This window comes from Pseudomonadota bacterium (assembly GCA_039714795.1).
Taxonomy (GTDB): Bacteria; Pseudomonadota; Alphaproteobacteria; order JAGOMX01; family JAGOMX01; genus JBDLIP01.
Genome location: JBDLIP010000007.1, coordinates 1 through 22,535, shown reverse-complemented (window position 1 = coordinate 22,535; position 22,535 = coordinate 1). Strand labels below are relative to the sequence as shown.

22 protein-coding genes and 1 pseudogene are annotated in these 22,535 nt (G+C 43.9%); 8 read left to right on the top strand and 15 right to left on the bottom strand.

Features of this window, described 5'->3' with window-relative positions:
• Positions 1-54 precede the first annotated feature (54 nt).
• A complete protein-coding gene (locus tag ABFQ95_01340) occupies positions 55-957 on the bottom strand; it encodes a hypothetical protein (protein MEN8236186.1) in 903 nt (300 codons plus the stop codon).
• 96 nt (positions 958-1,053) lie between these two features.
• Positions 1,054-1,494, bottom strand: coding sequence for a DUF6314 family protein (locus tag ABFQ95_01335; protein MEN8236185.1), 441 nt, complete (start codon positions 1,492-1,494; stop codon positions 1,054-1,056).
• 51 nt (positions 1,495-1,545) lie between these two features.
• On the opposite strand from ABFQ95_01335, the gene ABFQ95_01330 reads away from it, so the two are divergent.
• Positions 1,546-2,550, top strand: a complete 1,005-nt coding sequence (locus tag ABFQ95_01330) for a biotin--[acetyl-CoA-carboxylase] ligase (GenBank protein ID MEN8236184.1) — start codon at positions 1,546-1,548, stop codon at positions 2,548-2,550.
• 94 nt (positions 2,551-2,644) lie between these two features.
• On the opposite strand, the gene ychF is transcribed toward ABFQ95_01330, so the two are convergent.
• The 7 genes and pseudogenes from ychF to ABFQ95_01295 form a co-directional block, all read right to left on the bottom strand.
• Positions 2,645-3,748 carry a redox-regulated ATPase YchF gene (gene ychF, locus ABFQ95_01325; protein MEN8236183.1) on the bottom strand — a complete coding sequence of 368 codons (1,104 nt, stop codon included), beginning with the start codon at positions 3,746-3,748 and terminating at the stop codon, positions 2,645-2,647.
• Positions 3,738-4,361: an aminoacyl-tRNA hydrolase gene (gene pth / locus ABFQ95_01320; GenBank protein ID MEN8236182.1), complete on the bottom strand. Its 624-nt coding sequence runs from the start codon at positions 4,359-4,361 to the stop codon at positions 3,738-3,740. Before pth ends, ychF begins: the two co-directional genes overlap by 11 nt.
• A gap of 77 nt (positions 4,362-4,438) precedes the next feature.
• Positions 4,439-5,095, bottom strand: coding sequence for a 50S ribosomal protein L25/general stress protein Ctc (locus ABFQ95_01315; GenBank protein MEN8236181.1), 657 nt, complete (start codon positions 5,093-5,095; stop codon positions 4,439-4,441).
• Between the two features lie 309 nt (positions 5,096-5,404).
• Positions 5,405-5,509: pseudogene (locus ABFQ95_01310) on the bottom strand (type II toxin-antitoxin system RelE/ParE family toxin).
• A 24-nt stretch (positions 5,510-5,533) separates the two neighbouring features.
• The gene (locus tag ABFQ95_01305; GenBank protein ID MEN8236180.1) at positions 5,534-6,364 is read right to left on the bottom strand and encodes an SWIM zinc finger family protein; all 831 of its coding nucleotides are present in this window, start codon (positions 6,362-6,364) and stop codon (positions 5,534-5,536) included.
• Between the two features lie 62 nt (positions 6,365-6,426).
• Positions 6,427-9,237: a DEAD/DEAH box helicase gene (locus tag ABFQ95_01300; GenBank protein ID MEN8236179.1), complete on the bottom strand. Its 2,811-nt coding sequence runs from the start codon at positions 9,235-9,237 to the stop codon at positions 6,427-6,429.
• Between the two features lie 114 nt (positions 9,238-9,351).
• Positions 9,352-10,026 carry a peptide deformylase gene (locus ABFQ95_01295; GenBank protein ID MEN8236178.1) on the bottom strand — a complete coding sequence of 225 codons (675 nt, stop codon included), beginning with the start codon at positions 10,024-10,026 and terminating at the stop codon, positions 9,352-9,354.
• Positions 10,027-10,208: 182 nt separating this feature from the next.
• Here ABFQ95_01295 and ABFQ95_01290 point away from each other — a divergent pair, with 182 nt between their 5' ends.
• The 6 genes from ABFQ95_01290 (at position 10,209) to ABFQ95_01265 (ending at position 16,353) form a co-directional block, all read left to right on the top strand.
• The gene (locus ABFQ95_01290; GenBank protein MEN8236177.1) at positions 10,209-10,766 is read left to right on the top strand and encodes a peptide deformylase; all 558 of its coding nucleotides are present in this window, start codon (positions 10,209-10,211) and stop codon (positions 10,764-10,766) included.
• Positions 10,767-10,923: 157 nt separating this feature from the next.
• Entirely contained in the window at positions 10,924-12,351 is a 1,428-nt protein-coding gene (locus ABFQ95_01285; GenBank protein MEN8236176.1) for a hypothetical protein, read from the top strand.
• Positions 12,352-13,353 carry a glycosyltransferase family 2 protein gene (locus ABFQ95_01280; protein MEN8236175.1) on the top strand — a complete coding sequence of 334 codons (1,002 nt, stop codon included), beginning with the start codon at positions 12,352-12,354 and terminating at the stop codon, positions 13,351-13,353.
• 18 nt (positions 13,354-13,371) lie between these two features.
• Entirely contained in the window at positions 13,372-15,246 is a 1,875-nt protein-coding gene (gene asnB, locus ABFQ95_01275) for an asparagine synthase (glutamine-hydrolyzing) (protein MEN8236174.1), read from the top strand.
• Entirely contained in the window at positions 15,236-15,979 is a 744-nt protein-coding gene (locus ABFQ95_01270) for a class I SAM-dependent methyltransferase (GenBank protein ID MEN8236173.1), read from the top strand. Before asnB ends, ABFQ95_01270 begins: the two co-directional genes overlap by 11 nt.
• Positions 15,976-16,353: an EamA family transporter gene (locus ABFQ95_01265; GenBank protein MEN8236172.1), complete on the top strand. Its 378-nt coding sequence runs from the start codon at positions 15,976-15,978 to the stop codon at positions 16,351-16,353. Before ABFQ95_01270 ends, ABFQ95_01265 begins: the two co-directional genes overlap by 4 nt.
• A 14-nt stretch (positions 16,354-16,367) precedes the next feature.
• Here the strand turns inward: ABFQ95_01265 and ABFQ95_01260 are convergent, their stop codons facing one another.
• The 6 genes from ABFQ95_01260 to ABFQ95_01235 all read right to left on the bottom strand — a co-directional run bounded on the left by ABFQ95_01260 (position 16,368) and on the right by ABFQ95_01235 (position 21,719).
• The gene (locus ABFQ95_01260) at positions 16,368-16,823 is read right to left on the bottom strand and encodes a DnaJ domain-containing protein (GenBank protein ID MEN8236171.1); all 456 of its coding nucleotides are present in this window, start codon (positions 16,821-16,823) and stop codon (positions 16,368-16,370) included.
• Positions 16,824-17,663 (bottom strand): division plane positioning ATPase MipZ, encoded by an 840-nt coding sequence (locus ABFQ95_01255; protein ID MEN8236170.1) that lies wholly within the window; start codon positions 17,661-17,663, stop codon positions 16,824-16,826.
• A complete protein-coding gene (locus ABFQ95_01250; GenBank protein ID MEN8236169.1) occupies positions 17,664-18,482 on the bottom strand; it encodes an ABC transporter permease subunit in 819 nt (272 codons plus the stop codon).
• A 2-nt stretch (positions 18,483-18,484) separates the two neighbouring features.
• The gene (locus ABFQ95_01245; protein MEN8236168.1) at positions 18,485-19,321 is read right to left on the bottom strand and encodes an ABC transporter permease subunit; all 837 of its coding nucleotides are present in this window, start codon (positions 19,319-19,321) and stop codon (positions 18,485-18,487) included.
• 105 nt (positions 19,322-19,426) lie between these two features.
• The gene (locus ABFQ95_01240) at positions 19,427-20,572 is read right to left on the bottom strand and encodes an ABC transporter ATP-binding protein (protein ID MEN8236167.1); all 1,146 of its coding nucleotides are present in this window, start codon (positions 20,570-20,572) and stop codon (positions 19,427-19,429) included.
• A gap of 208 nt (positions 20,573-20,780) precedes the next feature.
• Positions 20,781-21,719: an ArgP/LysG family DNA-binding transcriptional regulator gene (locus ABFQ95_01235; protein ID MEN8236166.1), complete on the bottom strand. Its 939-nt coding sequence runs from the start codon at positions 21,717-21,719 to the stop codon at positions 20,781-20,783.
• Between the two features lie 110 nt (positions 21,720-21,829).
• Here ABFQ95_01235 and ABFQ95_01230 point away from each other — a divergent pair, with 110 nt between their 5' ends.
• Complete coding sequence (locus tag ABFQ95_01230; GenBank protein MEN8236165.1) at positions 21,830-22,444, top strand: phenylalanine--tRNA ligase beta subunit-related protein; 615 nt, start codon at positions 21,830-21,832, stop codon at positions 22,442-22,444.
• Positions 22,445-22,535 lie beyond the last annotated feature (91 nt).

Here is a 22,535-nt window from a genome sequence, read left to right as displayed (position 1 = left end):
TGACAGCCTTTATAGGGCTGTCAATAATGCATTTTCCAACTTACATAACATCTATTATTTTTGCTTTATAATTGCACCCATTCTTGTTAATTCTTGTCTTATTTCTTCCATTTCCTTCCGTAATTGTTCTTCTTCTTCTGCCACTTCTAAATCATCAATAAATTTTAAAAGCTCCGGCACAGATTGCTCTTGAGGAGGTGCAGCAGGAGAATCAAGAGTTTGCCTGAACTTGTGTAACCCCTGACTCAGTTTTTCTGCAGTTTTTAACAGATCTTGCTTCAGGGTCTCGGTCTTAACTTCAGGAATTTTAATAGCCGGCACCCCTGTATCCGCACCGCCAATTGTAACTTTCCCCGCAGCACTATGTGGTTTTGGTTCCTTGAGAACTTTTTTCAATGCTTGGATATAAACTAAATTTTTCTGAGTTGCTTGCTTTAATTTCTGACGCGTGATTTCTGACGTTGCAGGTGTGGGACAAGCCGATTGAACATCCGGATCCTCAAGAGCAGGTAACTTTTGCCATGCCTTGGACCTGCAAGCCAACCATTTTAAATTTCCAAAACCTTCTTTACTCTTCAAATTCTTAATGATATTTTTTTTGGCATCCGTCAACCCTTTTGAACCCAAATGCCCCATGAGCTTTCGGCCACAATCAGACTTAAGAAAGCCACGGTACTCACCACATAAAAAAGCTGCAAGCTCACCTGCATCGTGTCGTTTGCATATAGCGCCACTTCGTTTACGAAAATATTTCCCCTTACCACAAACTGCATCAATTCCCCCTTTTAATGCAGCCTTTTCTAAGTCTATGTAGAACTTGTCTACTGCATAGCTAGATTCTGAGGTCGATAAAATCAAAACTACAATCAAACCGGACAAAATTCCTACACGCCTACAAAAACCTGTGAAACTATAAGAACAATCCCTAAAAATTAATTCTTTTTTCCAAATTTTCATCTCTATTACTCCTAACATAAACTATTAACGATCTTTATATACATCCTTACATTTACACTATATCAAATTATACCTTAATTTTTCGTTAAAATTCATTTACTCAAAAAATGAACAATTCCGCATCTGAGTCATGACTCTATAGTGCTTCCTTGGCCCCAACACAAGCCACTCGATGTTCAAACATTGATTCTCTTCGATGCAGATCCGGCCCTGATATTGATCTCTCCCGCAGTAGTGCACCACTTCACATGGATTCTCACCTACATCAAATTGGTAGAATAACCGCCCATCGGTAAAACAAACCTCAGCTTTGTGGGTTGCTGGAAAGCGATACAAATAGTCCTGGAAGAAAGGTCCTTGGTAGGTGCTCATCTCTGATTGTCCCTGTTCTCTATACCATAGACCTTTTGGATGTTCCTTAAACAAAGCTGTACCAGTCATGTGAGCAACGCTATTGGAGCGTATATCTGTGACTTTGCGAGTTAAGCTCCAATCACCTTGCAAAAAAGCTTTGAGGTTTTGGGAAGTGTGGTTCATTATCCCACATTACCGTTGACAGCCCCTACATTCCACTGAATAGTATACCCCATGAACCCAATTTCACCATCTATGTATCATATTACCCGTATTCTCGATGACGGTCAGCTCCATGCCGGCACTGAAATAGCTACTTCAATGGAAGTCTCGCGCACAGCTGTCTGGAAGATAGTCCAACGTCTTAAAAATTTTGGTGTAGCGATCGAAGGCCACCACGGCGGCTACCAACTCAAATCACCTCTGAAACTACTTGACCCCAGGCTCATTCAGCAGTACAGCCGTCATCCCAATCTCAAATTGGACGTCTTTGAAACCCTGGCTTCAACCAATGATTATCTTAAAACCAACGCAACGAATACCAATCCTTATTTTTGTATTACAGAATATCAAACAAACGGCCGAGGTCGCATGGGGCGCTCGTGGATTTCCCCCTTTGGTTGCAACCTGTACTTCAGCCTCAGTTATAGCTTTACCGAAGACATTAGTGAATTGTCTGGACTGAGTCTGGTCATTGGCATCAGCGTTGTCAAAGCTCTGCAATCTTTAGATGCCAACATCCCTTTTCAACTAAAGTGGCCAAATGATATTACAGTTGATGCAAAAAAGCTGGCAGGGGTTTTGGTTGAGGTCATGGCTGAAGCCAACGGCGGGTGTCGAGCTATCATCGGTGTGGGATTGAATGTGAATATGTTAAATGCTGCAACTGACGATGCAATCGATCGACCCTGGACTTCACTCGACCTGCTACTGCACAAGCAACTAGATCGCAACCCCTTAATAGCTAGCTTAATAGATGCAATGCTGGAAACCATTGCAAAATTCCGACAGAGTGGATTGCAACCATTCATTCCCGATTGGGATGCAGTAGATGCCCTGGCAGGAAAAAATATTGCCCTTTTGTGTGCTGGCAGCAATATCACAGGCACTGCCTGCGGCATCGACTCCTTGGGACGACTGATTTTAAAAACCTCCACAGCAGAGCATAAAGCTTTTTCCAGTGGAGATACAACCATTGTGAAGAAACCTGAAAACATACTTAACCTGAGTTTTGGATAAGGGAGGACTTTGCACTCCAGCTTGGAAAAGCTAAGCTGGTCAAAATCCACTGATCACGCATGATGGCAGAAGAGTAGTCTGAGGCTATGCCTCGCTAAACATTAAAACGAAAGTGAAACACATCTCCATCTTGGGTTATGTACTCTTTTCCTTCTTGTCGCATTTTACCCGCGGCTTTAGCGCCTTGCTCGCCTCGATGTTCAACATAATCATCATAAGCTATAGTTTCAGCGCAAATAAACCCGCGTTCGAAATCTGTGTGAATCACCCCAGCTGCTTGTGGCGCTTTTGCGCCTTTGTACACAGTCCAAGCCCGCGCCTCCTTAGGGCCAGCTGTAAAGAAGGTAATCAAATTTAAAAGCTGGTAACCTTTACGAATCACTTGCGCAAGCCCAGTTTCGGCAAGACCTAGTGAATTCAAGAAGTCAGCACGATCTTCTAACGATCCCAATTGAGCAATTTCTTCTTCAATTTCAGCCGAAATAACAGCCACAATACTGCCTTCTTTTTCGGCATACGCTCGCACCTTTTCAGTCAAAGGCGTGGGTTGACCCGCGTCGGATTCACTAACATTGCAAACATAAAGCACTGGTTTACTGGTCAAGAGTTGCAGTTGCTCGAAAGCTGACAGCTCGTCGGGGGCAATATCTAACAACCGAGACGGCTTTCCATCCCGCAATAATGCCAGCGCGCGCTGCATCAAATTGATCTGGACCTTCAACGTTGGGTCCTTATCACCTTTGGCTTTCTTTTCTTGAGCCGGCAAGCGTTTTTCCAGGCTTTCCATATCCGCAAGCATCAGCTCGGTTTGGATGGTTTCAATATCCCGTAGCGGATCAATGTTTCCTTCCACATGAGTGATGTCGTCATTTTCAAAACAACGTACCATATGCACAATGGCGTCCACTTGGCGAATGTGGCTTAAAAACTGATTACCCAGTCCCTCACCTTTGCTCGCCCCTCGCACCAGGCCCGCAATATCAACAAATTCAATCTGCGTGGGAATGATCTTGGCAGACCCGGCAATTTTAGCGATAGCATCAAGCCGGGCATCAGGAACGGCCACGCGTCCCACATTCGGATCTATGGTACAAAATGGAAAGTTGGAGGCTTGCGCTGCGGCCGTTGCCGTAAGCGCATTAAACAAGGTTGATTTTCCCACATTGGGCAGGCCAACGATCCCACAGTTAAATCCCATCTTTTTTATCCTTTTGTTTTTGATCCTTTTGTAATTTTTTCTTTTTGGATGCTGCCTGCATTCCTAAATAGGTCAAAAATTTATCCCTTTCTCCTTGCAGTAAATCCGGCAAGGCTGCTGCAATCTCTGGCAGCAAAGCCTCAATCCATTTTTCGTCATATTTTGAAAAATTGTGCAACACATAACCAGAGACCTGATCCCGGTGTCCTGGGTGCCCCACACCAATACGAATGCGCCAATAATCTTTGCCCATCGTGCTATCAATACTTTTCAGGCCATTGTGCCCTCCTGCCCCACCGCCTTGTTTCACACGGACCTGACCAGGTTGCAGATCAATGTCATCGTGGATGACATAAATTTTATCCAAAGGAATTTTATAGAACCTAGCAATCTGAGCCACAGAGCGCCCTGAAAGATTCATATAAGTCATTGGCTTTAAAAGAAAGACTTTTTCGCCCGCCAACTGACCTTGCGCTAATAAACCAGCGTCTTTCAATTTAAACGAATCAAAATTGTGCGCTACCGCCACGGCTTCAATCGCTTGAAAACCAATATTGTGGCGATGCTTTACGTATTCCTTACCGGGATTACCTAGTCCAACAACAAGAATCATGCCAACCGCCCCCTTAGATAATATGATGGGTAATATGATGGGTAATAGATGCGGAAATAAGCGCTGACACAGCCCCTTTAAGAAGATGACTCGCCACCACCTTCTGTCTCAGATTCGGCTTCTTCTGCTTCACCTGCTTCACCCTCAGCTGTTGCTTCCGATTTAACGCTGGATGGCGCAACCATTGTAGCGATTGTATTATCACGATCAGGGTGTGCTGCCTCGATGCCTTTTGCCAAGGTAACATCTACCAAGTGGATGGTATCACCAATTTCAAGACCAGTAACGTCAATTTCCAGTACTTCAGGGATGCTATCGGCGGGACATTTAAGCTCAAGCTCGTGAATCAAAACGTTCAGCACGCCACCGCGCTTAAGCCCTGGCGACGCATCCTCATTAATAAAAGTTACCGGCACACCAACTACAATCTGGCTTTTACGGCTGACCCGCAAAAAGTCAATGTGCAGCGGCTGGCCTTTAACAACGTCATATTGCACGTCACGCGGTAGCGCGCGTACCTTTTTCCCATCCAGTTGCAACTCATAAAGGTGCGACATAAATCCGGGACGATTCAATTCTTTGTTGGCATCACGTAGTTCAATTGCAATCGCCACAGGATCTTCATTGTTACCATAAACAATACCTGGAATTTGCCCAGCTCGCCTTGTAGCACGGGCGCCCCCCGTTCCAACACGGTCGCGAAGCTCAACCTTGAGCGCAGTAATCTCTGCCATTTTTTTCAACTCCTTTTCAACACAATCTAAAGATTTCCCCCATATTGGCATAAATTATGGGATTGTGGCTAGCTTTTTTTGCAAAGAAGAGGATATGCTTTGCTAGGCACACATCATGTCGGGAGCATATACTCTCGTGAAATCAAAACCTCTAGTTTAATGATAGCTACCAGCTTGCAGTTTACTTGGGTAAATGAGCACTTCGAGCGTATCAGGAAACAGAGGTTTTGATTTCACTTCGGTATACCCTACAAATAAGCCAAAGACTGAAGCAAATACAAGTGCAACATCACCATCTAATATTTGAGTCTAATGATAAACGTCTTTTCGATGGTTTATTGCAACAATTAAAACTAGATGCCCGTCATTTTCAATTCGATAAACCACACGATAAGAACCGACTCGCAACCGACGGTGTCCTTGTTGTAACTGTTCAGATCACGCAGTTCGCTTTTTAGCCTTCCTTTTTTCAGCCAGAGTCGGTTTCTTGGCCCTTCGTGTGATTTTCTTTTTCTCAACTTTTTCTTTTGCTTTTGCTTTTGCTTTTGGCACTGCTGATTCTGCCAAATCAATGCCAAACAATTCAGAAAGATCATCGCTCACCTCAGGTGCTCCATCTTGTACGCCCTCCAAGGCTTCAGCGGTGGCAAACAGATCCATATGGTTGACTTTGCGCAGCAAGAAAAGATCTTCAGGACGGGAATCAAGCCGGGCCCCTACCCCATACAGGACAGCAGCTACATGCTTGCACATGTCAGCATAATCTGGACACGAGCAACTGAGTTTGATTTCTTTTGGGTTTGGAAATAGCCCCAATTCCGGCTGTGTGATTAGCTCCATTACACTTTTTGAGAACTTACCTTGCAACAGCTCAATGAGCGAATCAATTTGCCCGGAACACTGATCAACCAATCGCTTCCATTTATCATCAACAACGCCCTTAATCGTGATCTTTACCTTGTAAAGCGAAGAACCATTGACGAGCCCTGAAACCTTACCTGTGTCGATTTTTAGATCAATCACTGACCCATGGCGCACGTACGATCGCCCCCGCGGCAAACGATTCTCGAAATCACTATATTGCTCAAGGTTTCTGCACCAAGCTTTACCCCAAAAGGTTGTCGCAATGCTGCGTCCTTCGATCACAACAGGATTAATATCTTCGCCTTTTTTCTTCAGCTTTGCCGCCATCTGCACGGCTTCTTCTTTTCTCTCAGCTACAGATACGTAGGGAGGAAAATAGCTGTGATATCGTCGTCTACGTCCCATTTTTTATCTTCCTCTTCCTCTTCCTCTTCCTCTTAATCTTCATTTTTCGATTTTCCTGTTGCTCAGGAGTCACCCACTGCTCGATGTATATCAAGCGATACAGCACTAAGCAACTCTTCATTGTTCATCTCCGTCAACGCCGCACCACCGCCTTTAGCCAAGATATCCTCTGCCAATTCCTTTTTCGAGTTAATCAACTGATCAATCTTTTCCTCAATGGTGCCTTGGCAAATGAACTTATGCACTAACACATTTTTCTTTTGCCCGATGCGGTAGGCTCGGTCGGTGGCTTGATTTTCAACAGCAGGGTTCCACCAGCGATCAAAATGAATCACGTGTGAAGCCCGGGTCAAGTTGAGTCCTGATCCACCTGCTTTAATTGACAAGACGAAAAAAGGAGGACCCTGCTCGCTTTGAAATAAATCGACCAATCTGGGACGCTCTTTGACGGGAGTTTGCCCATGCAGCGTCAACCCTGACCGACCAAAAACTTCTTCCAGTACCCCATGAATAGCAGGGATAATTTCCTTGTACTGAGTAAATACCAACACCTTTTCCTGCTTGGCAGCAATGCTAGTGCATAGCTCTTTTAGACGCAAAAACTTACCGCTAGCCTGCGGTGCATACTCACCATGACCTAACCATTGACTGGGGTGATTGCAGATTTGCTTAAATCGCGTTAGGTACGCCAGCACAAGACCACGGCGCTTGATATCATCGTTAAATTCATTTTCCTTTAGTTTTTCTTCTAACTCTTGCACAGATTTTTGATAAAGCCCTGCTTGCTGTTTGCTCAAAAAACAAAACGTATCCATCTCAGTCTTATCTGGAAGATCTGAGATAATGCTTTTATCACTTTTGAGCCGCCGCAAAATATAAGGCGTGATCAAGTGCCGAATGGCTGAGTAAAAACGTCCCTCACCACTGCCATCTTCGTGCTGTTTCCTCATTTTCTTACCGTAATTGGAAAAAATTTTGCTAGACCCCAACAAACCAGGTGCCACAAAATCAAACAACGACCATAAATCAAGCAGACGGTTTTCAATAGGTGTACCAGTCAGAATAAACCGCACCTGGCTCGATAAAGCCTTCACCGCTTGGGTTTGCTTGGTCGTTGGGTTCTTGATGCTTTGCGCTTCGTCCAGAACCACCAAATCCCAGGACACCTGCTTCATCCACGCAAGTCTGTGCACATTACCATAAGTAGTGATCACCAAATCCACACGAGATAAATCCGGCGCATCTGAACGTTTCAGCTGTTCTTGGCGGGTTTGCGAGCTGTGGGCCACCCACACGTTCAATGAAGGTGCAAAGCGGTTAATCTCTGCTTGCCAGTTGCCCATAAGCGAAGCCGGTAGCACCAGCAAATGTGGCTTTTTATTCTGGATCTTTTGATGCTTAATTAGCAGCAAAAGGGAAAGCACTTGGATGGTTTTCCCCAGGCCCATATCATCAGCCAGACAACCACCTAATTGCAGGTTATACAACCACCATAACCACTGTACTCCCAGTGATTGATACTCACGCAGTGTGGCATTAAGGTGCGTTTGCAAAATCTCTTGCACCTGTTGGTCCTGACCATGCTCAGGGTTACGTAAACGGTCTAAAGCATCATGCAACCATTTGCCTTCGACAACACTGGACCATTCGATAACGTCTTCTGTGGGTGTGTCCGTTTCTGCCTGTCCCGGCGCTGACGCCAGCATTCGCAGACCTTGAGCAAACGAGAGTCCCTCATGACGCACCTGGCCCTCAACTTGCTTCCAGTGCGAAAGAACGTCTGACAATTTCTCTGCATCCACCTCGACCCACTGCCCGCGGATTTGCACCAGCGATTCGCTTGAGCGCAGCAGGTCCTGCATTTCCTGATAACTTAAACTATCTCCGTTGGGCAACGAATACGACATACTAAAATCAAGCAAAGCCCCCAAACCGATCATACTGCTTGATGCATTGCCAATTTCAATCTCGACCTTGGGCCTGGGCGGTGTCTTTGGACGCCACCAATTGGGAACTCGCACCATCACACCAGCTGCTTCAATCTGCGGGATGGCCTTTAAAAAAGCGTGTGCTTGTTTAGAACCCCAAGCAATGGGTTGAAAAATGGCCTTGGTGTTCACCAACTTCTTGATGAAATCGCTCTGCTCTGCTGCTTTTTGTACCGGCAACAAAAGTGACAACAATTGCGATCGCTTTTGCTCGCCGGCATAATCTTTTAAAGCGCGCCCCAGGGGCAGATGCTGCAACGACGATTCAGCCGACAACTGCACGGTATAAGTCGCTAAGAATGCAAAGGGCTTGGCTGGATTCGATTTATTTTCGGCCAAGTGAAAACAAACACGTCCCACCTTGCTCCAGGCGGGATTATGCGCTGCTAGATAATCCTGCAACTTGCCCTGGAACGGAGCAAGCTCTTGCTTTAAGGCGCCGGTTAGTTCTTGCCAAATATCCGTGAGCAAAACAACGGTGAGATATTCACTCCCACGCATGAAGGGGGCTTGCTCATGCAAGACTTGCAATTCGTTATCGGGAACATGAATTTGTACGTCATCCACCAACACCCCATCATTGAGTGCGGCCCCCTGGCGGGCTTCGTGGACAAATAACTGCCCAAAGCGCTGCCAAAAGGCCAAACTGGATGGCAATGATGCGCTATAATTTGTAATGGCAAACCTCAACAATCCAAGCGCTGAAATCCCAATATCAGAACCCGATTCAAGCAGATCTTGCACTTTGCCAGCAAGCTCTGGGGGCATAAATTCCTGAGTTTCGCTGTCCTTATGGATGTAGATATGCCCAGCTGGAGAAAGGGCCAAACTGAAGGGAGTATCTTGGGAGGTTTCCAAGGTTTGAGGTGTTTGTTGCGCTAACACTACCGTAGACTGCATAGTTTAGTTAATATTTAAATTCGCTACTCGTTGACACGAGTATACAGTGGGGTTGAGAAAATTTCCATGCAAATTCGACATCAGTATATCAACACTTTTTCATAAAGTAGCTCTGGCCTTATCTGCCGCTTTCTTCTCACGCTGTTGCACAAAGTACCGCAACATCTCATCCTGATATCCAAACTTGGAAAAATCCTGCATACGTTGCGGGTACAAAATTCCATCCAAATGATCAATCTCATGGGCTAAGACACGGGCGTGATGGCCTTCGAGAATTTCATCCACTTCTTCAAAATTCACCCCATCGCTACAAATGGCCTTGAGCTGTATCTTTTTGTGGCGTGGAACCAAGCCAACCAGATCTGGAAGAGAAAGACACGCTTCCCAATCTTCATAAGTTTCATCACCCACGTTTTCATATTTTGCATTGATCAAGAATCGACCCGGCAATTCACCAGAAGTTGCAGAATCTACTTTAGCTTCCCGAACCTGATAGTAAACCACCCGCTTGCTCATATGTAATTGAGGTACTGCAACCCCTTGCAAAGCTCCAAAATCCAAGACAGTTGCTGCGATATCCGCCATAATTTGTTTTGCTTCTTCGGATCTTGGCGCTACATTAACGGCTTTCTGCGCCAAAATAGGGTGCCCCATTCTAGCAATTTTCAAAACCTGCCCCTTTTTGGCAAGCTGTTCAAGGTCGGCAGCTTTAATTTTTGCTGAATTTTGCAACTGAGGCTGAACAGCCCGAGCAGATGAAGGTGATAAAGACATGGCCAAAACTCCGATGAAGGTTGCTAATCCCGTGCATTTTACAAATTATGACTATAGCAAACTGCTTGCTCACTTTCAAAAAAAATATAACAAAAATTATTGAATCTGCAATTTTTACTTGAATAAAACAAGAGATTCACCTTTATTATACGACAAGTAATTTCTCTGAGGAGTTAACATTTATGGGCAAAATACTAAAAGTTGCGCGAATGGGACATCCCATCCTCACCCAACGTGCTAAAGAAGTTGACGATCCTACGAGCCTGCACATCAAAGGTGTTGTGGATGATATGTTAGCCACCATGGAAAATCTGGGCAATAATATTGGCCTGGCTGCCCCACAGGTGCATATTCCCCTACGGATTCTGTTATTTAAGATCCCACGCAAAACCAATAACCCCCGCTATCATTTGACCCCAGAGCACGACCCCGATGGAGTACCTCTCACTATTCTAATCAACCCCAAATTGACGCTTATTGGAGATGAGACAATTGAAACCTGGGAAAGCTGTTTGTCAGTTCCGGGCTTAATGGCCAAGGTCTCTCGTCATCAAAGCGTGCACTATTCCGGCACTACTCCTGAAGGAAAGCAAATTGAACGAACAGCACATGGGTTTCACGCCCGCGCCATGCAGCACGAATACGACCACCTTGAGGGAATACTGTTCCCTATGCGCATGACGGATCCGAGCCAGTTTGGCTTCCAAGACGAGATTTTAAAGCATGCAGTGGGTCAGTGACCAGGAAACTAAGTTTTTCATTTGTCTTCGGTATAGCACTTCTTTTTGCGCTGGGTTTATCTGGGATTATCTTGACTTTAGCTCTGTTTGAGGCTAAAAGTTTGTTGATTATGTTTAGATTTATGATCCCCTTCTTAAACAAGGAGTAACAACCTCAATGGTAAGATTCGCGTTTGCAGCACTAGCGCTCACGAAAATTTTTTTAATTTGGCAGTTTGGTCCCTTGTACCTTCCTGACTCTGGATTATACCTTAGTTTCGCTACTAAGATTCTCACCTCTACATCTTGGTTATCACACGCCAATTTCATCACAGAATTTCGCATCATTGGCTACCCTGCTCTAATCGCATTTGCTAAACTCATAAACTCGTCATACTTCGACTACATCATCATCACAGCGCAATCATGTTTATCGCTTGTTGCTATATTTTTGCTGTTTAGGCTTAGCTACTTGGTCACCAACTCAACATTAGCCTCTATTTTTGTAGGTTTTGCTTATTTCAGTGCTAGTTTAACATGGGATCTTAGCATGCTAACGGATAGTTTCTATGCCAGCTTGTTTTCGATCACCCTAACCATTCTTGCAACTCATTCGTTTAAGAAAACAACTCCTTCAATGCTAACTGCTCTTGGGCTTGGTACCCTCCTTGCCACCAGTATTCTGATCCGTGAATCTGGACTGTATTTCTGCTTATTCCCCCTGACCATCCTGACTACCACCCTATTGGTTTGCAAACTACCAGCAGCCAAAAAAATATGTACGGTTGCTTTATTTTTGTTGCCAATCTGCTCTACATACACAACCTACACCAACTGGAATTACTATCGAACCGGACACAGCTTTCTTACAACAGGCAACCAATCTGCGCTCCTGCAACCTATAGTAAAGGTAGGACGTTACACTGACCGTAATATATTTGATGGCAATCACCCCTTGGATGTGGCTGCCAGTTCATTCATCAAAAAACATGAATGGTCAGAAGTTTTCCCATTGATCAGCAAAATAAGGGAAGAGTACTCTCTCAGCTCTTATGAGATTAGTGATGCTGTTAAACATAAATTTTTCCAGTCTCTAGCACGCCACCCACATGTCTACATCAAATACATCCTCATTGAAATGATTTATGCGAGCGCTACTGTTTTCAATCCTGCAAATGGCCTGCTTGGCATTCTTACCTCTGAATGGATTGAGCGGCCTCATAGTGGTGCACAACTGGATATTAATCACGTAAACCCAATATTGAAAATTGCCAATCGAGCCTTCTACGCAGTCTCTGTGATTTTATTTGCTCTGTTTTGCTTGCTAATACCGGCAAAACTGCTCAGTGATTACGTAACCCGCATACCGATCACACCACGCTTTATCGCTTTGCTGCAATTGTGGTTTACCTTTTTAGGAATGCATGGAGCTTATTGGTTGGTACATTGGGAACAACGTTATACAGTAGGGGTGTCTGGAATTTTCTTTGTTGTGCTCTTTGGCGTCATCCAAGATTTGCTCGCCCAACGCAAGCTTCACAAAAATAAAACAGACTCCCCTACTGCTCAAATAATTTTTACCAAACCCAAACTGAAAGCAGCGTAAATGTCTAATTCAAAAACCAGCAACCTTAATCTCTCCATCGTTGTTCCCTTTTTTAATGAAGAAGAAAATGTCGAACCTGTATACCAATCGCTCATGGAAACCTTATCCACGTTAGATTCTACTTTCGAAATTATCTTCGTCAACGACGGCTCGACCGATGCAACATTTGCCAAAATGCAAGGCCTACCCTCCTCACACCTGAAACTTATCAATCTACGTCGCAATGCTGGGCAAACGGCAGCGATGATGGCCGGCATCGACCATGCCCGCGGCGAGATTATTATCCCCATGGATGGTGATGGTCAGAATGATCCAAAAGATATTCCGCTGCTGCTGGCAAAGATTGCCGAAGGCTACGATGTAGTTTCTGGTTGGCGCAAAAACCGCCAAGATCGAACCATAACCCGCAAGCTTCCCAGCATTATCGCTAACAAAATTATTTCTTATATTTCGGGCGTTAAGCTACGTGACTATGGATGCAGTCTCAAGGCCTACAAAAAAGATGTGATTAAGGGCGTTAAGCTTTATGGTGAAATGCACCGATTCGTACCAATCTACGCTAGTTGGATGGGCGGAAAAATCACCGAGATCCCCGTGCGTCATCATGCCCGCACCCGGGGTAAGTCCAAATATGGCCTTAATCGCACCTTCAAAGTTGTACTCGACCTTATTCTGGTTAAATTCCTCGATCGATACCTAACCAAGCCAATTCACCTGTTTGGTGGCCTTGGTTTTTTGAGCATGCTCTTGGGCACAATTTTTGCCCTCTACGCTTTTTATCTCAAAATTTTTGTTGGAACTTCCTTTATCTTAACTCCTCTACCACTGCTGACTGCACTTTGCTTTTTGACCGGCATCACCAGCATTTTGATGGGCCTGTTAGCTGAGTTGGTGGTACGCACCTATTTTGAGTCACAAAATAAAGATATTTACCTAATTGATGGACAGAATCAAGAAGCTGTCAACGACCAAGTAACGTCAACACAAGCTGCAAACAACTAGGAAAAATTAGGAAGAATCATGTGTGGGATTGCTGGTTTTGTAGGTTCTGGAACGCAAGACGATCTCAAGCGCATGACCCAAGCAATTGCACACCGTGGTCCAGATGACGCGGGGCATTTTATCGATGATGCCAGCCCCGTTTACCTTGGCCATCGCCGGCTTTCCATTATTGATATAGCTCATGGACATCAACCGATGTGGAACCAAGAACAATCTATCGGCGTCGTGTTTAATGGCGAAATCTACAATCATCAGGAACTCAAAAATGAACTGCAAAGCCTAGGGTACAAATTCCAAACTGATCACTGCGATACTGAAGTCTTGGTGCACGGGTACTCGCAGTGGGGCCAAGAGCTACCTCTTAAGCTCAATGGCATGTTTGCTTTTGCCATCTATGATCGTGGGCATAAACAACTGTTTCTAGCCCGCGATCGCTTCGGTGAAAAGCCGCTCTACTACGCCATGCAAAAAGACACCTTCTTTTTTGGCTCTGAACTGGGTGCAATTACAGCCCACACGCGTTTTGCCAAAAATATCAACGTTACAGCTGTACAAAAGTATTTTGCTTATGGCTTTATCCCAAGCCCACACGCCTTTTATCAAGATAGTTTTAAACTACCAGCGGGATATCGTGCAACTTACGATATTTCTCAGCAATCTTTCAAAACTGACTGTTACTGGTCCTTTGCTATTGAACCCAATTCAGATTTTGCCAATCGATCCGAAGATGATCTTGCCGGAGAGCTAAGCCACCTGCTAAGTCAATCAGTCAAAAGACGATTGATGAGTGATGTTCCCCTTGGTGTTTTCCTCAGTGGCGGTATTGATTCCAGTGCAATGTTGGCTATGGCAGCGCGTCATACCCCTGCCTCTAGGATACAAAGCTTTACCATCGGCTTTAATGAAAAGAGCTTTGATGAGTCAACGTACGCACAAGAAGTTGCAAACCATATTGGTTCACATCATCACCAAGAGACTCTCGATCTCACCAAGGCACAGAATTTATTGCCTGAAGTACTTTCAAAATTGAGCGAACCTTTGGGTGACCCTTCCCTAATTCCCACTTATTTGTTGTGCCGATTTACCCGAAAACATGTAAAAGTTGCCCTAAGCGGCGATGGTGGTGATGAGCTATTTGCTGGATACGAACCCTTTTCAGCGCTTTCTATAGCCCGATTATACCAAACAATCATATCTCCTACCCTGCACAAAGGAGTCAAACGCCTGGTGGACTTACTACCCATCTCAGGCCGCTACATGAGTCTAGATTACAAACTGCGTCGTGCTCTTACTGGCTTATCTTATGCTAGACAACTATGGAATCCAGTATGGCTTGGCTCACTTGAACCAAGTGACCTACAAGACTTACTGCAACAACCCGTAGCTCCTGAAGATCTATATAGCGAAGCCGTTACTATCTGGAACCAATCAAAGGCAACTCATATTGGCGATAAAACCCTTGAGTTTTACAGCAAACTCTACCTCCCAGACAACATCCTAACTAAAACTGACCGAGCCAGCATGATGGTATCGCTTGAGAGCCGAGCACCATTTTTAGACAATGATCTGGCTGAATTTGCTCGCAGGCTTCCCTTTAAGTATAAATACCGCTGGCAAAAGAAAAAATACCTGCTCAAGCTGGCACTAATGAAAGAACTACCACATAACATTCTGTTTCGCAAAAAGCAGGGCTTTGGCATCCCAGTTCGAGACTGGCTGCGACAAATCCCTAAGGCATCTTTGTGCTACAATAGTAATTTCTGCAATCAGCAATTTATTGAGAATCGTCTTCAGACACATCAACAAGGAAGCCAAGATCACCGGTTGTTTTTGTGGAATCTGTTGGCATTAAATTATGCAGGAGAGGGAAAGGATCCATCAAATGGACGCTAGAACCTATGAAATTGAATCGCAGCTGGAATCTTATCACTGGTGGTTTGTCACCCGCCGCGATATGTTCACACGATACATTCAAAAACTTAACCTTAAACAAAACGCCTCTATTCTCGACGTTGGCACCAGTTCCGGCACCAACCTGCGCATGCTAAAAGCCATGGGCTTTACTCATTTTAAAGGCATAGACATCAGCCCACTTGCCGCACAAATTGCAAAAGATAAAGGCCTAGGAAAAGTCGATATCGGTAATATTTGTAAACTTCCCTACCCAAAAAGCCATTTTGATCTCATTCTTGCAACCGATATTATTGAGCACGTCGATGATGATCTCTTGGCACTACAAGAGCTGCAACGCGTTCTCAAATCGAATGGCACTATACTCTTAACCGTTCCCGCTTTTCCATCGCTCTGGGGTCTGCAAGATATTGTCTCACATCACAAACGACGCTATCGTAAAGCACAGTTAATAGCAAAGTTCAAGGCAGCCAATTTACACCCAAGAACCCTTTACCATTTTAATTATTTGCTGTTTATTCCCATATGGCTGATGCGTCAAATAATTAAGATAGGTCAACCTAACAACCTCAAAAGCGAAAACGAAATCAATGCACCTTGGATCAATGCAATCCTTAAAAGAATTTTTAAGCTAGACACATGGAGTGCCCCCTTATTGAGGCCACCATTTGGCGTGTCGATTTTTACGCTCTTGTCAAAGGAACCCGAAAAATGACTTTCTCTATGACCACTTTCGGCCTCGTTAGCTGCATATTAATCCTAAACGTCACAGCTAACATACTTATTAAAATTGGTGTCGCCAAAACCCCGCAGCTAAGTATGGACCTTTTCAATCAGCTTAATATCTCTGTACTTGGAGGCCTAGCCTGCTTTGCAATTTCCTTTATCGCCTACAGTCTGCTCTTAAAGAAGGTTCCCCTCTACGTAGCCCAATGCTTTGTATCCGGCCAATTTGTCGCTGTCATCCTAGCATCTTATTTTTTGTTAGGCGAATCGATTACCTGGCAAAAAGCCGCTGGAATTGTGTTGATTGCATTGGGAATTATGGTGGTCGGCAGTCCAGAAGTCAGCAAAGCAGTGCTGCGCTGACCTCTGACTTCTGATCACTGCAACAGTATATCCCTTGCCTGATTCAGCTTGGTCGCCAAATACGTCGATCCTCCCTTATCCGGGTGCATCTGTAGCATTAATCGGCGGTGAGCTGCAATGATCTCACTGCGACTTGCACTAGAGTTAAGCCCTAAAATCTCGTAAGCTTCAGCGCGGGTCATTTTATCAAAGCGGCGACCAGAGCTTTTGTGTGTCTCACCACTACTCGCATGGGTATTGCGCCTTAATTTGACAATTATGGGAACAATAAGTGGCAGTAGGGCAATAAACATTGAAATGACCGGTAAAATTTTACCTGTCAGCACCAGGGCCAGCACACCACATAAGATCAGTAACAAAAACAACCGTTTGATCACACGGGCAATTTGCTGCGGATCAGCTTGCACGAACCAACGAACGCCAAGGAAGAAAATCAGCAGGGCAAAAACAATGATCCCCGCATAAGGCATTTAGGCGGCCTCGTCCAAGGATTCGCGCAAATGCGGTAAATCAATAATCTGCATCAGGCTTCGCAATTCTTGGCGTGCAGTGATATGCGACATTCTAAGTGGCAGATCCAAATCCTTTAAGTCCAGCAAGGTCAGCCCTTTCAAAAATAACTCTCTGAAAATGACACGCTCACCAAAACCCGCCGCCAAACGAAAACCCAAACGATTAGAAAGCAATTTCAAGGTTTCCCACATTTCCTCTTTGTTGCGGGCATGGATATTACTGAGACGATTTCGCAAAACAATCCAATCCATGGAAACCTTATCACGCATCAGGCGCTCTTTTTTTTGCTGCCAGACAGTTTCTGCATAGATGCTTGGTTTTATTTCCTTGTTTTGCAGATCCTTAATGGTCACCAAAACATCCAGATCCACAAAGCTATCATTCATGGGGGTAATCAAGGTATCAGCATGAGCGTGCGCTAGCCTAGAGAGACAAGTATCATTTCCAGGAGTATCAACAACAATAAAATCATGCCCCTGAAGCTGTGCTTGCACCTCATTAAAGGATGCTGTTTCCTCTTTTTCTGCCTCCGCGCGGCGATCTGCACTACTCTTGTGCACGGTTTGATAGTCGGGTAGCGCAAGATTAACGCCTTGAGATTCACAGTAGTGCCGGCGATTATCAAAATATCGAGTTAGAGTGCCCTGGCGAGCATCCACATCAATACAACCAACTTTAAAGCCCAGCCGCAGTAAATTAACAATCAAATGCATAGCCACAGTAGATTTACCAGTACCACCCTTTTCGTTTCCCAAGACCACAAAATATGGTTTTTTCATTGCTGTTTCACTCATCATTTAGTTACCTTTCTTTAAATAGCGCCGACTGCGCCATTGAAATATTCCTGCTCCTATAACTCCTAAAGTCACAAACCCAATAATAATGGTTGCCAATGCATTAATCTCAGGGCTTACCCCCAGACGAACGCTTGAAAAAACCACCATCGGCAGAGTGGTCGACCCTGGTCCCGACATAAAGCTTGCAATCACCACATCATCAAACGACAGGGTAAAAGATAACAGCCATCCTGCCATAAGTGAAGGCGCAATTAAAGGAAGAGTTATGCGCAAGAAAACTTCCGCAGGACGTGCGCCTAAATCTAGTGCCGCTTCTTCCAGGGACAAATCAAACGCCAGCAAGCGCTCACGCACAATGACCACAACATAAGCAACCGCAACAGTCATATGGGCAATGGTTATGGTCGCCATACCCCGACCTTGCGGCCATCCCAAAAGTTGTTCAAGCCCCACAAATAATAATAACAACGAAACCCCAATAATCACATCGGGCATCACCATGGGGGCAGTAATCAATCCGTTAAATACAGACCGCGACTTAAAACGACGTAATCGAACAATGGCCACAGCAGCCAAGGTTCCTAGAATAACAGCACCTGTTGCGGTCATTAAAGCTACACGCAGACTGACCCATGCAGCATGCAAAATTGTTTCATTACTAAGCAGCGCGCCGTACCACTTTGTAGAAAACCGCGACCAAACGGTAACTAAGCGTGATTCATTAAAAGAAAAAACAACCAAACTCACAATCGGTAAATACAAAAAGGCGTAGCCAAAAACTAAAACCGATAAAACAAAAATGGAGTATTTGCGTCGCATCCTTAGTGAACCTTCATTTGCAAGCGCTGCAAGGCAACCAGGGGTACAACCAAGAGACCCAACAACGCTATGGTAATGGCAGAGGCCACTGGCCAGTCTTGATTATTAAAGAACTCCATCCATAACAAACGACCGATCATCAGATTCTCTGGCCCCCCTAACAGCTCTGGAATGACGAATTCTCCTACAGCAGGAATAAAGACCAACATTGTGCCAGCAACAATTCCTTTCAACGATAAAGGAAGAGTGATCCGCAAAAATGCCCAAAATGGCCTGCATCCCAAATCTGATGCTGCTTCCAATAATTGAAGATTCATTTTTTCCAGCGATGCATAAAGAGGCAGAATCATAAATGGAATATAGGAATACACCATACCAATGCAAACCGAAAAATAATTGTTTAACAAGGGCAGTGGATCCTGAATGAAACCAACCGCAATAAGAAAATTATTGAACACACCTAAAGGACTTAAGAGACCAATCCAGGCATAAACTCGAATCAAAAATGAAGTCCAAAAAGGTAAAATCACGAGCAATAAAAGTAATATTTGCCATTTACCAGGTGCACGGGCAATACCATAGGCCATGGGATAGCCCAAAAATAGGCATAAAAAGGTGGCCACAGTGGCAGTTCCTAATGAGTTAAAGTAGGCAAAAATATATAAGTTATCTTGAATCAACAAAGCATAGTTATGCAAATTCAGGTGGATTGTCACCGCTGCATCTCCCACCCATTGTAAAAGTTGAGTGTAAGGAGGAGCAGCAAAGATACTTTCAGCAAAACTGATTTTCAAAACAATCAACAGGGGAACCACAAAAAAAAGGGCAATCCACCCCATAGGAAGACACAGCAGTAGCCAACGACCATGGACCCCGTAAAATAATGGAAGGCGTAGCAAGCGTCTGAAAAATTTCGTTAAGTGCAAAACCACGGTTATTTTTCCTCACGCCAATAAAATGACGCCGTTTTCAGGACGCCACGTCAGGTACACCTCATCTTCCCAATTAATGGGGCGTTCAGCAAGACGTACCAAATTTGGTGTCGTCGTCAACAACTTTTTACCTGTGGGTAAAACAACATGAAAAGTCGATACATCACCAAAATAGGCAATTTCTTCGACGATTCCTTGCACACAATTCACATCTCGAGTATGGGGAGTTCGTTTTGTCATATGGATCTTTTCAGGGCGAATCGCTATGAAAACTTGAGCTCCTTGAGGAACTGCGGAAGCATTTTGAATCGCAAGGTTACACCCTAGATCTTCAGACTGAATCAAAACATTGCCGTGTTCTTCTCCCACGACCAATCCTTCAAAAAGATTCATGGTTCCGATAAAATCTGCTACATACTGCGAGTTAGGATATTCATATATCTCTTGGGGTGTTCCCACCTGACGAATGCGCCCCTCATCCATTACGGCAATTCGCGTTGACATCGTCATCGCCTCTTCCTGATCATGGGTCACCATAACAAATGTAATACCAACTTCCTCTTGAATGTTCACCAATTCAAATTGTGTGTCTTCTCGAAGTGCTTTATCAAGTGCTGCCAGTGGCTCATCCAGCAACAATAGTTTAGGACGCTTAATGAGACTGCGCGCTAAAGCCACACGTTGTTTTTGTCCTCCAGAAAGTTGATGCGGTTTGCGCCGGGCATATTTAGACATCCGCACTAATCGCAGGGATTTTTCTACGCGTTCATGGATCTCATCCCGAGGTAGTGCTTCTTGCTTAAGTCCAAAAGCAATATTTTGCTCAACTGTCATATGCGGAAAAAGTGCATACGATTGAAACATCATATTGACTGGCCGTTCATAGGGCGGCAATTCCCGCATACGCATCCTGTCAATGGCAATGTGACCTGAATCAGGCACTTCAAACCCCGCCAGCAAGCGCAATAGAGTGGTCTTGCCACAACCAGATGGCCCCAACAATGAAAAAAACTCACCCTGGTAGATAGACAACGACACATGTTGCAATGCAGGAACACCCTCGTAGGCCTTTGAAATATTTTCAATTTCCAAATAAGGCTTTTGCCTTGGATCCTGCCAAGCATCAAGAATTGGAAATTTTTTACCGGAACTAGCCATTATACTCTCGTGAAATCAAAACCTTTAGTTTAATGATAACGAGAAGCGTGCAGTTTACAAGCGTAAATGAGCACTTCGAGCTATCATTAAACTAAAGGTTTTGATTTCACCTCGGTATATACTCGCCCCGGGCACAGATTGCGCTTTTCAATTTATGTCATCTCGACCTCTGTTTTTTCCCGCCAATTTATGGGTGAGGTAGTACCAGTTAAAAGATCTTGTTTGAGCCCCCATCAAGTAGTGGGGAAAAAAGGGCGGCCCTGGTATCAGCAAGGATCAGCTTAGCTTTTTCTGAAATAAGTTTGACAATGTTGTTGTACTTCTTTTGACCAAACTGCCAGGAATGCATGAAGACAGGCATATGCCAAACCTTGTCTGGGAATAAATTGACCAATTTTCCTGCCCTTAACTCTCTTTGTACATCCAATTCTGGAATTAAAGCATAGGCAAACCCTCTACAAACCATTTCCTTGAATCCGCGGACTGAAGGAATTGTGTGCAGCAAAGGTTTGGCATTTTCTATATGAAAAAATTTGCCTAAATAGCGAATGTGTAAATCGTCTTGTTTGTCATATGCTAATGCAGGTGCAGTTAATAGGCTTTTTTCACAAATGTCGCTTGCAAAATATTTTTCTTTAAACCCTTCAGAGGCCACTAACACATAACGCATGTACCCCAGAAATTCGGATTTACAATTGGCAATTGGATCTTTTAGCGTTGTAAAACAAATAGATGCTATTCCTTTTCTCAAATACTCGATAGTGAAATCTTGATCCTCTGATATGATTTCAATTTTGTATTCATTAAAAATAGAACTGCTGTAAATTATATTGCTGAACCAGGTTTCCAAACTGTCCCTGCTGATCGATATAGAAATTTCTGATAATTCGACTGTGTTATTGATTGTATGCCCTAAATCACGTTCCAATGATTGTACTTTTCTATAATGGCCAATTAAAATTTCACCTAAGCTTGTAAGGCTATATATCGGATCACGAATTAACAGCGGATCGCCATAGTAATTTTGTAAGTTTTTTAATCTTTGTGATATGGCTGATTGAGAGACACGTAAATGTTCAGCAGCACGTTCAAAGCTACCCATTTCAACTATTTTTGCCAGCGCTTTGATACCACGGTAATCTATCATATTTGCCCTCTATAAGTTTAGCTAATGTATTATGAAAATAATTAATTTATCTTATAACATAAATTTTGTTATTGTGTCCATAAATCACAATTTATTATAAGGACATAATTATGAAAGTAGCTTTATCAAAACAAGTATTGCAGAAGTTTCCAAATGCTAGAATAGCCATTGTAACTGCTTCAATAAAAATTAGTTCCAGTTGTCAATATATTGATGACTTAAAATCATCTCTGCCAGATTTTTTACACAGCTTGGGTTTAGAAAAATGCAATTACGCGGAACACCCAAGCATAAAATCATGGAGGGAAATATATACCAAAGAATTTAATGTAAAGCCCAAACAATACAAGTCTTCGATTGATGCCTTGGTACGCAGGATATTAACCGGAAATAAGATGTGGGAAATTTCAAATATCGTTGATTTGTATAATGTGTGTTCGGTACTATCGCTACTACCTATGGGTGGGTACGATCTCAAGAAAATATCAGGTGACATAACAATTCGATACGCAGAGCACAATGAGGTATTCGAGCCCTTAGGCGAAAAGCAAAAACAGCCTATTCTACCAAATCACATTGTATACGCTGATGCAGAAAAATTATTGTGCTGGCTTTGGAACCATAAGGATTCTAAATTGTCCTGCCTTGATCAAGACACTAAAGAAGCTATATTTTTCATTGATAGCGCTGACACTCCAACACATTTGTCACTTGAAGGGGTATGACCGGTCAATAATGTAAATGTAAGGTTATTTCATAAAGATCCCCGCTAATCCTTGTGTGTTGATTCTTTCCCAGAATTGAGGCCAACGTCCC